This window comes from Pseudoalteromonas sp. Bsw20308 (genome assembly GCF_000310105.2).
Lineage (GTDB): Bacteria > Pseudomonadota > Gammaproteobacteria > Enterobacterales > Alteromonadaceae > Pseudoalteromonas > Pseudoalteromonas fuliginea.
Genome location: NZ_CP013138.1, coordinates 3351020 through 3365791, shown reverse-complemented (window position 1 = coordinate 3365791; position 14772 = coordinate 3351020). Strand labels below are relative to the sequence as shown.

General features: G+C 37.8%; 11 protein-coding genes. 2 read left to right on the top strand and 9 right to left on the bottom strand.

Annotated features, from left to right (window positions below):
• Nucleotides 1-21: 21 nt before the first annotated feature.
• Nucleotides 22-726, bottom strand: a complete 705-nt coding sequence (locus D172_RS14845; protein ID WP_007376954.1) for a glycerophosphodiester phosphodiesterase — start codon at nt 724-726, stop codon at nt 22-24.
• Entirely contained in the window at nt 723-1589 is an 867-nt protein-coding gene (locus tag D172_RS14840) for a DMT family transporter (protein WP_007376953.1), read from the bottom strand. The genes D172_RS14845 and D172_RS14840 overlap by 4 nt, the downstream gene beginning before the upstream one ends.
• Nucleotides 1590-1914: 325 nt before the next feature.
• On the opposite strand from D172_RS14840, the gene D172_RS14835 reads away from it, so the two are divergent.
• Nucleotides 1915-3003, top strand: coding sequence for a sensor histidine kinase (locus D172_RS14835; protein ID WP_007376951.1), 1089 nt, complete (start codon nt 1915-1917; stop codon nt 3001-3003).
• Between the two features lie 33 nt (nt 3004-3036).
• Entirely contained in the window at nt 3037-3651 is a 615-nt protein-coding gene (locus D172_RS14830; protein ID WP_007376950.1) for a response regulator transcription factor, read from the top strand.
• Nucleotides 3652-3793: 142 nt separating this feature from the next.
• Here the strand turns inward: D172_RS14830 and D172_RS14825 are convergent, their stop codons facing one another.
• The 7 genes from D172_RS14825 to D172_RS14795 all read right to left on the bottom strand — a co-directional run bounded on the left by D172_RS14825 (nt 3794) and on the right by D172_RS14795 (nt 14548).
• Nucleotides 3794-5512 (bottom strand): SulP family inorganic anion transporter, encoded by a 1719-nt coding sequence (locus D172_RS14825; RefSeq protein WP_007376949.1) that lies wholly within the window; start codon nt 5510-5512, stop codon nt 3794-3796.
• 257 nt (nt 5513-5769) lie between these two features.
• A complete protein-coding gene (locus tag D172_RS14820; RefSeq protein WP_007376948.1) occupies nt 5770-6561 on the bottom strand; it encodes a lipoprotein in 792 nt (263 codons plus the stop codon).
• Nucleotides 6562-7137: 576 nt separating this feature from the next.
• Nucleotides 7138-10077, bottom strand: coding sequence for a TonB-dependent receptor (locus D172_RS14815; RefSeq protein ID WP_007376947.1), 2940 nt, complete (start codon nt 10075-10077; stop codon nt 7138-7140).
• Between the two features lie 622 nt (nt 10078-10699).
• A complete protein-coding gene (gene dps, locus D172_RS14810; protein WP_007376944.1) occupies nt 10700-11224 on the bottom strand; it encodes a DNA starvation/stationary phase protection protein Dps in 525 nt (174 codons plus the stop codon).
• 234 nt (nt 11225-11458) lie between these two features.
• A complete protein-coding gene (locus D172_RS14805; RefSeq protein WP_007376942.1) occupies nt 11459-11827 on the bottom strand; it encodes a DUF2237 family protein in 369 nt (122 codons plus the stop codon).
• Between the two features lie 135 nt (nt 11828-11962).
• Nucleotides 11963-13831 carry a bifunctional glutathionylspermidine amidase/synthase gene (gene gss, locus D172_RS14800; RefSeq protein ID WP_007376941.1) on the bottom strand — a complete coding sequence of 623 codons (1869 nt, stop codon included), beginning with the start codon at nt 13829-13831 and terminating at the stop codon, nt 11963-11965.
• A 330-nt stretch (nt 13832-14161) separates the two neighbouring features.
• Nucleotides 14162-14548, bottom strand: a complete 387-nt coding sequence (locus tag D172_RS14795; protein WP_007376940.1) for a hypothetical protein — start codon at nt 14546-14548, stop codon at nt 14162-14164.
• Nucleotides 14549-14772 lie beyond the last annotated feature (224 nt).

Below are 14772 nucleotides of genomic sequence, written 5' to 3'. Positions count from 1 at the left end.
ATGTAAGGAGTATAGATGTGTTTAATTATGATCTAACGATAGTAAATATGCTTTAGTTTGTGCCGGGTAGTTGGTAAAAACCCCATCTAAACCATATTCGAGCATTAGTGCTATATCTTGCTCTTTGTCTACTGTGTAGGCATAAATTTTTAGTCCGCGTTGCTTTGCATCATTAGCAAATGCTTTATTAACAAAATTTTTATCTACATGCACACTATAGGCATTTAAATCTTCAGCAAATTTTGCATAGCTTATAGGTATAGAAGACGTTAGTACGCCTATTTTCAACCATGGTAAACGGTTTTTAAGCCACAGTAATTGATGGTGATCAAACGATGATACTAAAACATTGGTACGTGATATTTTTCCCATGCTTATATTGTATTCAAGTTGAGTCGCAAGTTTTTCAAGTTCAAAAGTATGCTTAAGCTCTAGGTTGAGTAATGTTTTATCGTTATTCCAATCTAATAACTGCTGTAAGTTAGGTACATACTCACCATTTCCCGCGTCAAGCTTGGCTATTGTTACAGCGTCAAATTCATTGACCTTACCTGTGCCATTAGTCGTTCTATCAAGCCATGAATCGTGGATTAACATGTAATCATCAATAGCACTTTGTATATCTACTTCAATGCCATCTACACCTATTTTTAGCGCTTCTAAAATAGCACTTTTAGTGTTTTCTGGGAAATGTCCGCTTGCGCCTCTGTGTGCAAATACTTTCATTTACGTGCCTTTTTTGTGATTGACCAAGTTTCAAAGCAGGCGGCACTAACAATTAATGTGCCACCTATTAGTGTCATTGCTGATGGGCGTTCATGTATTATAATAATCGCTAATAGTGTGCCATAGAGAGGTTGAAGGCAAGAAATGAGCCCCGCAGTAGCTGCAGATAAATGTTTTAAACTGGCTGCAAATAGTGAATGAGGCGTAGCTGTGAATATTACCCCTGCAATCAAAATTAATAACAAATCATGGTTACTTACTTCATACACAGGTACTTTTATAAATGCACATAGCATAAGGCTTGCAACCAAGGTTTGATAAAACATAGTTTGTGGGCCACCGTATTGGCTAAAGTAACGTTTGTGAGTGATGTTTCTTATTGAAAAAAAGAGTGCTGACACTACGCCTGTTATCACTCCAAGAGTTACGTCGTCACCTAAACTGGCAGTAGGGACAAGAAGGTAAATACCTAATATAACCACCGCTGCACTTTGTATATCTTTAGCTTTGGGTTTACTCTTATTAAATAAAGGCTCTAAAAATACAGTAATTACTGGATAACTAAAAAATGCGAGCATCCCAATTGTTATACCCGCCATTTGCATACCTGCAAAGTAGGTAACCCAATGTATACCTACCGCCACACCGAGCAATATAGCCATTAAATAATCTTTAGGTTTATTAAGCTTAATAGGTTTTTTTTGCATACTTAGCAAAAACCAAATCGCAATGCCAGCAACTGCGGTTCTATAGACGGTTATATCAAGTGCATTTAAGCCAATGAGCTTTGCAAATAGAGCGGTTCCGCCAAAAAGTAATACGGCAATATGTAAATAAAGCAGGCTTTGCTGTTGGGGTTGCATTGAGTTTCCTTGTTATGCTTTTTTAGCATATTAGCATCGGTTAGAAATTCTTGAGATGATTTTTTAATACATGACAAATGTCAGTAAAGTTAATGACATTCCACACTCATATTATTTTTGCACACTGGCATAATTACTCTACTTAATTGGAGGTAGTTATGAATTCCTTAATTTTATTTAGTTTGACTCTTAGTGAAGCGCTAGAAACATTAAATTTTACTATTAGTGACGCATATTGCTTTATGCTGATATGTATTTTCGTGTTATTTATATTTAGTAATAAAAACAAAATTATAAATAAAAATAATATACCAGAGGTATTAGCATGAGTTCACTTAGTGTCTTTTCTAAGCAAAGCGATAAAGGTTTTTGGAAATATGGACATCTAATTTTTACTGGCTTTTACTTACTACCGATGATAATCGATTTTGCTCATTTCACGAGTGAGCAAATCGTTATTTCTTTAGCTTTTTATATTGCTTTTATTCTTTTATATGTAAAAGCAATAAATTGTAAAGGTACTGGTGTAACTAAGTTATTTTTAGCAATGCTATTAATTTGCTTCAGTGCTACTTTTTACAGCACTGGCACTCCTACCTTGTTTGGCTTTGCAGCCTATATAGCAGGCTATGCATACAGCAAGCGTCAAAGAGTTTATGCTGCACTAGCGATTATATTCTCGGTTTTATTAAGCGCATATATTGGTGATATAGGAAAGGTTCAGTACTTTTTAGCGATTGCTTTAATTTTATGCGCTGCGTTATTTAGCTACGGCATTGCAGCAAGAAGGGAGCGTCAATATAAAAAGCGTGAACAAGAAAATGCAAACCAACTAGAGCAATTAGCAGCAATTGCAGAGCGAGAGCGAATAGCTCGTGATTTACATGATATTTTAGGCCATTCACTTTCATCAATAGCTCTAAAAGCCGAGCTTGCCAACAAATTACATAACGCTGAGCGGTTTGAACAAGCTGGAAATGAAATTACCCAAGTAGCCGATTTAGCCCGTGCGCTTTTATCAGATGTTCGTCACGCTGTAACCGATTTAAAACAGCAGCAACTGACAGGGCAAGTTGAGCAACTAAAACAGCGCTTAGAGGAGCAAAACATTATCACTAATGTAACGCTCAATTTACCGATGTTACCTGCAGTAATAGAAAGCGAGCTGTGTTTAATTATTAAAGAAAGCGTGACGAATATTTTACGTCATAGTAAAGCCAATCAATGCGATATTAATCTCACATCAACTAAACAAAGCATAACGCTAAATATATTTAATAACGGTGATTGTGAAAATGTCACTCCTGGCAATGGTTTAACGGGTATTAAACAGCGCGTAGCAAAATTAAATGGCCAAGTGAAATTTGAAATTCAAAATGGATTTAAACTGACAGCACACATTCCTTTGCCATAAGCAAAGTTAAAAATACCAAGTAAAGGAAAAAGTATGATCAAAGTATTTTTAGTAGAAGACCAAGGGTTAGTTCGCGATGCTATATCAGCATTACTAAGTCTCGACTTTAATATAGAAGTAATAGGCCAGGCGTGCGACGGACAAGCTGCACTTGATCACCTATCTAGTTTATCAAACGTATTACTACCAGATATTGTACTTAGCGATATTGAAATGCCAAATATAAATGGCATTGAACTAAGTGAACAAATAGCTGCAAAACACCCATCAATTAAAGTAGTAATAATGACTACGTTTTCCCGCGCGGGTTACATCAGACGTTCACTTTCGGCTGGTGTTAAAGGCTTTATTTTAAAAGAAGCACCAAGTGAAGATTTGGTTAATGCACTTAAAAAAGTAATGTTGGGGCAAAAAGTGATAGACCCAGAACTTGCTATTAATGCATTGGATGACTCCGATCCACTTACAGATAAAGAGCGCAAAGCACTTAAACTTGCAAGTGACGGTCTTAAAACGAGTGAAATAGCCAAGCAGTTGTTTATAAGCGAGGGAACTACGCGTAATTATCTCTCGGATGCTATAGCTAAATTAAATGCCACAAACCGAATAGATGCAGCACGTATAGCGAAACAAAAAGGATGGCTATAAAATAGGGCTGAACATAGCCCTATATTTTAAAGCAAAAAAACAGACTAATTATAATAGTTATGTATTTCCCTCATGCCCTTCATTTTATATGTCTAGGAGCGGTTGGTGACAGTATTTTTTCCTAATAAATTTATGTAGTACGTTAGTTTTGAGCTGATTCGAATAAACTAACTTCTAAAGAGTGCTGGCTTACGCTGTTCCTTTTTAAGGCGATATATAAGTCGGAGTGAATGTATATACCTTCTTTACCTGATGTCATTCCTGCAATTTCAAACCATGAAAGCAGTTGGCGTTTTCTACCTGCTAGTTCAAGCCTTATATCACGCTTTTTAAATATAATGTCTAAGTCGGCAAGCATGGCCATTACACTTAAATCTAAGTGAGTAAAGCAGGGCACAGCATCAATTATTACGCACTGAGTGTCGTCTTTTTGCCTTGCGTATTGCTCTAGTAATCTGCGTTTAAAGTAGCTTGCATTGAAGTAAGTTAAAGGTGAGTTAAAGCGATAAATAAACACGCCTTGCACTGCTTTTGCTTTATCTGTGGCGTCTAAACTTCTTACTACGCCGTTTATATCTACGCCTAGTATATTGTCAGTTGGACGCATTACTGTGCGGATAAACTGAAATAGTCCCAGTAATACAGCAAGCGTGATGCCAGGGATAACACCAATAAATAACACCGCAAGTAAGGTGGCCGAGGCTAGATAAAATGCCTGTTTATCTTTTTGTTTTAATTGCCAAACAGCTTTTAAATCGAGTAAATGAACAGAGGCAATAATAAGTACAATACCTAGCGCTGCGCTTGGAATAAATTCAAGTGGGGCTGTTAAAAATACAGCTATGAGCGCAATAATGGCCGCTGCTATTATTGATACTAACTGCGTTTTACCACCCGTTGCATCGTTAACAGCGGTGCGTGAGTCGGCGCCACTGACTGCAAAACCTTGCGAAAGAGCTGACGCTATATTGGCAATACCTAGTGCTCTAAATTCTTTATCGGCGTCTATGTCGTAGCCATTTTTAGCTGCAAAGCTACGGGCTGTAAGCATCATACTAACAAAGCTCACTATGGCTAAGTTAAGTGCGGGTACCACCAGCTCACGAATAATCCCTAAATCAAAAACAGGGGTATTAAAAACGGGAAGCCCGCCAGTTACGGTGCCAATAGTTTTTATATCAAGCTGTTTTAAATCAAAAATCCATACCAAAAGCGCACCAAAAGCAATAGCAAACATAGATGCAGGCCACGTGGGCTTTATCCGTTTCATGGCAAAATGGACCGCCAGTGTAAACAAAGCCATTAATAAGGTTGGAACGTGTGTTTGCGCTAGGTATGTGGGTACGCCACCTAGGCGTTCAAGTAAGTAGCGCTCATCAAAAGTAAAACCAAATACTTTAGAAAATTGACCAACAATAATAGTGATGGCTACGCCGTTTAGTAAGCCCATTAAAATAGGTTTAGATAAAAAGTCAGCTAATACACCTAACTTAAACTTACTAGCTATAAAGCACCAAAAGCCGGTCATAGCGGTCATGGTGACAACAAGTTGCCAATGCTTAAAGCTGTCACCTGCAGCAAGAGGTGTTACTACAGCGGCAATAACAGCGCAGGTTGCGGCATCAGGGCCGACTATTAATTGTTTTGAAGTACCAAAAAGTGCATATAGCATCATTGGCAGTATGCAAGAATATAACCCGACGGCGGCGTTAACACCGGTTAATTGTGCGTAAGCAATGGCAACAGGTAAAGCTACGGCAGCTACCGATAGCGCCGCCCTTACATCATCAGCAAACCATTGGCGTTCATAGTGCAGCAATGTATTTAAACCGGGCATAAAATTATATAAACGCGACAGCACTTTAGTTTTCCTGCTAATAGTTACAACATTTTGATAGTAAATTTAATATTCAAATAAGTATAGCTAGGACAGCGGTAATTTTAATAAATTGCAAGTGATTATTTATCAAGATATTAAATTTATAATTTGGCAAAAAAGTGAAAATTGAATTCTTCTGAGGTGTCTTTTAATCAGCTTATGTGCATAGTATTAATGTACTGATATTGAGCACCTCAGGAAATCACTAAATCCGAAATTTAGTTTTAAATTTTTTAAGATTATTTAGCACCACATGCCGGATATAACTCAAGTACCTCTGTTACTACTTGTCCAAATAAGGCTTGTTCTTGCTGTGTTAAATCTATAGCAGGAATAAATGGCATTGTGTCTGTTAATTCCGAGGTAATGATTTGATAAAAGGTCATCGCTGTAAGAACATTCCCAGCATAGGATGCGTGATTACCGTCGGCACTATGAAGGTTTATACTAGGCATTATTTCTAATACTCGATTCCATACAAAGCCAACAGGCGCTATGCAGCTAGGTTGTTTTTTACTGATTGCTAAATGGAGGTCGTAAACCAGCTTTGCTTCTGCGGGATCCCCTTTTTGAGGATGCTCTGGAAATAAAATAGGTGTAATTTTATGCTTTTTTGCGGTCGAGATTAATCGCTCAGTTGCGCTTGTAGGGTAGTTTGTTGAACCTGACTGTGAGTACTTTTGGCCTTGAAAAATTGCATGACTCCAGTTATCACTTTTTAATTTATCGACATTTGCATTTACTGCGACTATTTCATCTAAAAATCGACCGCTGACAGTCGTTATTTTGACTGAAGTGCTAGGTAACTGGTTTGTAATAATTATTTCTAATAAGCCCCCTAACTGTGAACTATGGCTATTACCATAGATAATTATTTTGTAGTCACTTAAGGGACTGTTATTAATAACCGCATTTGGTTGTGGTATTTCAATGCTTTCAGCCTCTTTTGTTTTACTTCCCCCAGAGCCGCATGCTGTTAATAATAGTAATGATAATGTGATTGATATTGTTGTTATATATTTTAGAGACATTGTTAATCCTTTTTCGTACCAATTATTAGTACGGCTTTAGAATACTAGACATTTTATAACCAAGCTGCAAGGTTGCTTGGTTTTTAGGTGCAATGTATGGTGCTTAGTTTGTGCGCTAAAAGTGAAGTGCAGGAGGTTGATATTGTTTACGCGGTATCTAAATTTTAGTTTGGAGTATTATTCAATGATAATTTTATTGCTTTAAATAAATATTTAGTTATAAAAGTTGTGCGATGTTTTAACACAAGTGCCACTTTTTTATAGACGTAAAAAAGCCTGCATAAAAGCAGGCTTTAGTTTTTAGGGCGTGTTGACCTTTGTGGATTGAAATTTGTTCAATCTAGGGGCGATTAAATCGCGGCGCGAGGTTTGTAACTTAGTGGGCTAAGTAAGAACCGAGCAACAAAGAGTTAATCGTCCCTAGAAAGAACCCAAAGGGCAGCGCATGTTTGGTCTTTATGCTGCGTTATCGCCTATTTATGGGGAATAACCACACTACATAGGCTCTGCCTTGCCTAAAGAACAAACATGCTGCTGCAAATTCAACCACCAAAGAACAACACGCCCTAGGGAAAATTAAAACTTAGCGCGAATACCAAAGCTGTAACGACGATCCGCTTCAGTGTACTTCCAAGCACCACCTAGTTCAGATAGATAGATTGAAGGTTCACCTGTTAAGTTCGTTGCATTACCAACAAGCGTAATGTTTTCGTTAATGTCCCAACTTGCAGAGAAGTCTAACTGACCTCTATCGTCACGGTAGTTATTACCATAAACAGTGCCATCTTCAGAAATGCTGCCATTGGAGTTAATATTTTCTACACGTTTTTCGTTTTCAGTATCTAAGAAACTGTCACGATAGTTATAAGCGATACGAGTAGAGAACCCTTCGTACTCCCAAAATACTTGTAAGTTGTAAGTGTTTTTAGAGATATCTAATAACGGATTGCCATTTGGTTGCTCACTATCTGCATATGTGTAGTTTGCATTGATGCCTAAGCCAGAAAATGCACCTGGTAGGCTTGTAAAGAACTGCTGGTAGCCCACTTCAAAACCTTGAACTGAACCGTTTTCACCATTTACATTTTTAACAGTATCGATACCCGTTAGTCCTGCGTCGCGTAAGCCTGCAACATGGTTAAAGCCGTCAGCATCTACTGGAAAGTCAGTTGCATCAGAGTAAACTAAATTGTCTTGAGATACACCCGCTGCATCAAGTTGACATACTTGGTTCCACTGAGTCACGTTTTGACCAGCAGTAGTGCTTGATGAAGCGACACAACTACTTTCGTTGCTTAAGAAAGATTCAACATCTTTATAAAATACTGCGAAAGATAGTACGTTTCCTTCATCAAAGTAATGCTCTACAGATAAGTCGTATTGTGTTGCACGGTATGGTTCTAAATCAATAGAGCCTTGCGTTGCACCCGTAATGTCGTTGTTAACGTCAAACGCAGGGCTTAGCTCGCTAAAGTCAGCGCGGCGCATAACTTTTGCTGCAGCAAAACGAAATAGTGTTTCATCTGAGTAGTTATAAGTAACGTTTAAGCTTGGTAAAAAGTCACTGTAGTCGTTTTCGCCAGTTACTTTTTCGCCATTGAGGAACACGCTTGATTCAAGATCTGTAGTTACATAACGACCACCTACAATAGCGGTGATATCATCAAAATCTAAATATGCAGATACATACACTGCGGCTGTATCTTCAACCACATTGCGGTATGCGCTATCTTGAAACTTTTGGTTGTCTGAAAGGCTGCCCGTTGAAGCTAGGTTAGTGCCTACAAGCAATTGTTGAAGTTGAGCATAAGTATTTGCTGGGTTAGATAAACCGTTATAGCTTAAAAAAGTTAGTAGGTCATTTTGCCCCGAGTGTCCTAGTTGGTCAAAAGAGTTGTCGTGGCTAACGGTAGTAAAGCTATCAGGAAATGCAGCATTGAAATCATCAACCCATAAAGTAGCTAATGAACCATCTGAGTCATTAAATGCATTTTTATAAATGTCTTTAATTTCTACTTTGTATTGTTCGTATTCGTAATCACGGTTAGTAACACGTACACCTGCTTTTACTTTAGATACCCAACTTAAGCTGCTGAGAGGTTCGAACATTTCAATATCAAAACGAACCGCTGTTTCATCATTGTTTGTTCTTTTATCTTCACTTTTAAAAGTACGTAATGCTAAGTTTTGTGGGTCGGTAAATGCATTTGGATCTGAATGAATGATGCTTGGTAATTTATTACCGTTTTGCGAAAATGCACCATCATATAAATGATTTACTAAATCAACCCCTCCGCTAGCTTCAAAGGTCGACTTTTCGATTGGACGAAGTGTAAATTCAGAATCAGGCCTTACGCTTTCTGATGATGCTACCGCAATTTCACCAGAGATTTTTATGCTGTCAGTAAGGTTCCACTCTGCACCAAGTGCATTTGAAAACGAGTCGGTTTCACGAAAGTCACTGTATGTTTTTGGGATACCAAATTCGTTTGTTAGTGTGTAGTTGTTTACGCCGTTAGCACCTTGAGTTGTGTTTGCATCTGTTGATAATGAGCCAACGACACCTAAAATAGAATTACCAGCTTGCTCGCCAGAGCGCTTAGTACCGCTTAAATCAAGGTACACCATGCCGTTACCAGATGTTGGTGCCCACTGAAGAGATAAATTTACAGCAGTACGTTCACGTTTTTCTACGTATTGTTCAACACTGTGCTCATCTCTAACAATGGCATTACCACTAGGTGTATTACCTTCTTGACCGTTAATTTCGATATCTTGAGGTTTAACTCGGCTAGATGTTTCATCTTGACGAATTTCACGATCTTGATATGAAAACATAGCGATGGCACCAAAAGTACCCATTTCGTCAAAGTCCCAATTGTTACCAATTGAGCCGCTAAAAATAGGTGCAATATTCTCTGTTTTATCAGCGTATTCGCCATCAAGAGAGATTGCGGCGGTTAGCTTATCCAGCTCTAGTGGGCGAACTGTCTTTAAACTCACTGTTCCGCCTAATGCACCTTCAATCATATCGGCAGTAGGCGATTTAACTACTTCTACTGTTTTTAAGAAGCTTGATGGGTAATCTTGCAAGCTAATACCGTCACGAGAGTCACCAATTGTAGAGCGGCCATTTAATTCAACACGGTTTTGAGGTAAGCCACGAATAGAAACACTGTCACCCACACCAAAGTCGGTATTAATAGATACGCCAGTAATACGTTGCAGTGCTTCTGCAATGTTATTGTCTGGTAATTTACCTATATCTTCAGCAACAATAGCATCAACAATACGCCCATCAGTACGTTTAAGCATTGCCGCAGCTTTCATGCTACCTAGCATGCCTTTTACTTCAATAACTTCAATATCATCAGATGCGGTTTCTGAAGCAGTTGGAGCCTCTTGCGCTGCAATATTAGAAGAAGCCATTAATAAAAGGGCTGCGGCACTGATTGTTGTAGAGCTACTTCTTTTATGTTTATTAGTTAATGTTGAAGTAATTTGATTGAGTTTCATGTATCTCTCCCGTTTGGGTACGACTTAACGTCATTGTGTGTGTTGTTACTTGGTCTGGTTAACCAATTTAACTGCTTTTCCCTGTACTGTGTCATACAGGTGGTATGGTTGAAATTAGTCCAATTCAGCTTTTATTACAACCTTTGTTTACCAAAAATTCACAAAATGTATTACAAAGTGTTCATTTATTTTTTTTATATTTAATAAATTTAACGGCTTATGGTTTACTTTTGTTTTTTATATTTTGAGTGAGTTTTATTAAAGTATGTTTACCAGGGGCATTTTTTATATTTTTTGTACTATTTAATATCATTTTTAGCGTTTTTTTTGAACTTTTAGCGGCACTTTTATATGTATTTAGTTTGTTTTTTAAGTGATGTTAAAATAATGAGGTGTTCATTAAAGGTTGAGTACGGCTTATAAACTTGCGAAATAATGAGGAGTATAAAATCATTCAATTTTATTTTGGTTATTTTTTTTGGTAATACCAATTTCTATTGTTTTTATATGGATTTTGTATTAGAGCTTACTGATACACGTCTATATGTAATTATAAATAGAGTGATTTTTACGCAAAAAAAAGCCCAGCATATAAATGCTGGGCTTTCTTAGCTTAAATATATTAGCTTTTTAGTTCGCCTGTAGATGATTCTAAGTGGGCTCGAATAAACCACTGAAATTGCTCTAAATCAGCCAGTTGGCTGGTGATCATATCTTCAGACACAGGATCTAGTTCAGAAAGAGTCTCAATTGCTTTGCGGTGATCGGCATTAACGCCGTTATATACTTTATCAAGCGCAGCCAAATGTTCGGTTACTAGCCCTTTACCAATTGAGTATTCGCTCCATGTTCGGCGATCTACAATTGATTTTGGAGTACCCACTGGTACTCCACCAAGAGTCGCAATTCGCTCAGCGATGGTGTCTGTCATTTCGCGCACAATGTCTACCTGTGGGTCTATCATTTCGTGTACGCCAATAAAGTTTGGTCCCACTACATTCCAATGAATATGTTTTAAAGTTAGTTGTAAGTCTATCAATGCAACCATGCGGTTATCGAGGGTAGCTATTGTTTTTTGGGCTGATTCGTCACTCATACCTGGCGCGGTAAATTTAGTTGTTTTGTTTGATTCGTTATTGTTACTCATAATTTCTCCTACTTAACTAATGTGTTGCTCATATATATGTTGCGTGATGAGCGTGACTTAAGCTTAATAAAGCAACTGCTATGCCGTAAGTTGATTTATTTAAAAAGTAATTTAAAAACATGGGGTTATATTTTAATTTAAGGTTTTTAAGGCTGAAGAGGAGATTGGATTTTTGAAAAGCCTGCATATATTTGTAAAATATGCAGACTTTAATTTAGTTACTCTTAGGTGTATTTAAACGTTGGCTTTATATTCGTGCGCTTTTAAAGCATCGAGCGAGACTATTTCTAATGATTTTTTATTTGTGGCTTCAAGTGCCACCGGTGGCGCAACGTTTGCTGAAATAGCATGAAGCCATCTTACTGCACACAAGCACCATTTATCACCGGCTTTTAAACCTTCGAAATCGTAAAGAGGGTTCGGGGTTATTAAATCGTTACCTTGTGATTTTGAAAATTGTAAAAACTCATCAGTCATAATTGCACACACACTGTGATTGCCAAGATCTGATTCTGGTACATAACAAAACCCTTCACGTGTGTAGCCACCATTACCGCAACATAGTTTTAAGCGTGTGCCGAGTACATTAAATTGATTCGCCATGAAATACCTTAATTTGTGGTGTTTAATAAATTTACTCTATCAGGAGTAACTCGCTTGAGATAGCTATAAAACTTAAAAGAGGGAAGGGCTACACAAACTTAAGCCCGCAGCAAATTGCGGGCTTAGTATTGTTTATTATTTAATACGCAGCGCCATACAATCGCTATGGCCGTTTATGATCATGCTTTTATCAACACGTACGCCACCACCAGAGTATTTTCCGGCGGCTGTAAAACTACATATTTGTACAAAGTAGTCATCTACTTTGGGCAGTGCAAATAGTTGTTGGTATATTTGGTCTTGCTCGGCAAAGTGCCCCATTGTTTTTTCTATAACTTGCTGCTGTTCATCAACAAGTTGAATATTAGCGCCACAGCGTCCTACTATTGGTTTAACTACATAACCGGTTTGTAATAACTCGTCGTTAAGCCCAAACGCGGTATTAAGTAAATACTTATGATTAGGGAACAAGCTCCAAAGTATTGGTAAAATGGCCTTATTACTTGGGATTAATGTCCACAGTGGTTCAAATACCATCACGTTTTTACGCAGTAATACATCGACTAAGCGCGGCGTTTCACCAGCTTTGAATTGTGGTTCAAAGTTATCACCTAATGATTGCTCGGCTTCGCATTCTTCACGAATTTGATCAAGTGCGGTTTCCCACGACCAGGTTTTCCATACGTAACTAAGTTGTGCGCCATCTGCATCTACTATGTTGCCTGATTCATTCCAGCGAAGTGTGCTTAAGCCAATTACTAACTTACACTCAAAGCCCGCGGCTTCAATAGCTTCTTTCATAAATAATGCGTGGTAATGTTCTTCTGGTTCATCGTCTTGTAAAATATGAACAAGACCTTTCACTTCACTTTTACGCCATGCTTTTACGAGGTCTTTAAATAAGTTTTGACCTGCATCTACACCTGCTTTAACACCAAAGTGTTTTGCCCACTTGCCCTGAACTTTGCCGCTTTCCATATAACACGATGCCGAATCGCAATTGTATTCGTAAACTTTTAAACCTGCTGCTGTTAAGGCAAAGTCAAACCGGCTGGTAATTAATTGGTTTAAGCGGTTATCCCACGATTGGCGAATTTTATTAAGCACAACATCGGGTAAATTAAACTTTTTTAATAACTCAGGGTGCTGCAGTACATAATCGGTTGCATGCATAAATAAGCCATGCAGCTCATTTGTTGCATGTTCAATGCTTTGCTGCGCCGTTTGAGATATTGCAAAGTAATTATGCTGATCCTCATCTACGGATGTAAGTTTATGGCCTTGCATCATTTCTACGTAGGCAGCTTCATCGTCATTCGCAATATTTAACCATGACTTATTTGCTTGCCCTGTATCTGCTGCTTTATGGGCTTCTATAGTAAATAAGTCAGTGTTTAGCTCAGGCGTTGACTCAGCATATTCTGTTTCATCAGTTTGTGTCATCCAACCTAAAATAGTGGCGTCGCTGTAAGAGCACTCAATCCAATAGTCGCCATCTTTAGTTACTTTTGCTTTTAGTTCTCGGCACCAGTTTTGATTTGTTGGCCATATTTGATGTCCTACATTTTGCTCAGCAAGGCGTATTTTATCTTCATGCACTTCAACAACAACAGCAACATGGCCTGTTTCTTCAAACTCGCCGCCTTCTTCCCATATCAGTAAACTGCCTACTTGAGGGTGATGTTTAGCACCATTTTTAAACGCGTTTAGTGGCAGTCTATTTTGGCTATTTACATCGCGCACTGAACGCAGCTCAAAAATATCGTAAGCCATGGCTATGTCATCAAAAATATAACCATGGTTGAGATACATCCATCTACGGGCAAACTCAACGCATTGCCATTTATAGCCCATGTAAATACCGTCTAGGTAACTACGATAGGCGCTACGATTAGGATAAATGCTTTCATCAGCCGTATCATAATCAGATGAATACACAGCAACATTACCAGATGCATAACCTAATAAGGTACCAAAATCACTAGCAGGAGCAGAAGATTTCATAAACAAAGGTGTTCAAAATAAGGTGTAATAATTTGCTGACTATATGAGCGAAACTGCGTTATAGCAAGATATAAAATATGTTTTTACGAAGGAAAATGAGTAAAAAATTACTCATTCATTAAAGAGTGAAAATGCGGGGGAGAACCTTTATTAATAGCATTAGGTTTGGTGCTTATTTGAACTTGTAGTTGGTTGAAAATTAGTAATGTTTTTGACGTAATAATTACTGTTTAAATCTCAACTAAAAAATGGAGAAGCTATAGGTAGCTTCTCCACTTTTATTATTCATAGTTAGTGCTTTTTATAATTTGTTAAGCAGGTTACACGTTACTAAATCATTTCAGCATCTATATGGCGTATAAGGTTTGACACCCAATTAACATACTGGCGGTGAATTTTTTTGCCATTGTAATTTAAGTTAATAGAGTTTTTATAGTTGATTGAGTATGCTGTTTTATCATATGTAATATCGACTGTTAATTGGTGTGTGCGAATATCCAGCACACCTTTTATTTTGCCTTCACTCATAGGTGTGCACTTCCAACCAAGCTGAATACATGCTTTTAGAATACCTTTTGCTACGTCAGCTTCACTGTTGGTAATTGTTGATGTTTGCGGAATAGGGTTTTGTTCGAAGTCTCTTACTGCGACAGATGTTGAACAACCAGCAAGTACAGTAAGAGCTGCCGCTGTAAGTAAAATTGAGTACTTTTTCATAATAATCCTTTGTTTTAATTTCATCCAATTGCGTTGTGTCGCCAATATATGCGCTTAGGTGAGATTATCGGTAAATTTATAGGTGAGTGCCAGTAATAATTTAAAATAAAGGCACTTGATCGAACGCTAACCAGAGTTATAGATTGGTCGAGAATTTAATCAGTTAAGAATATTATGTTACTTACTTAAAATAACGGTGAGGGGGAAAGCTAGTGAGATTATGC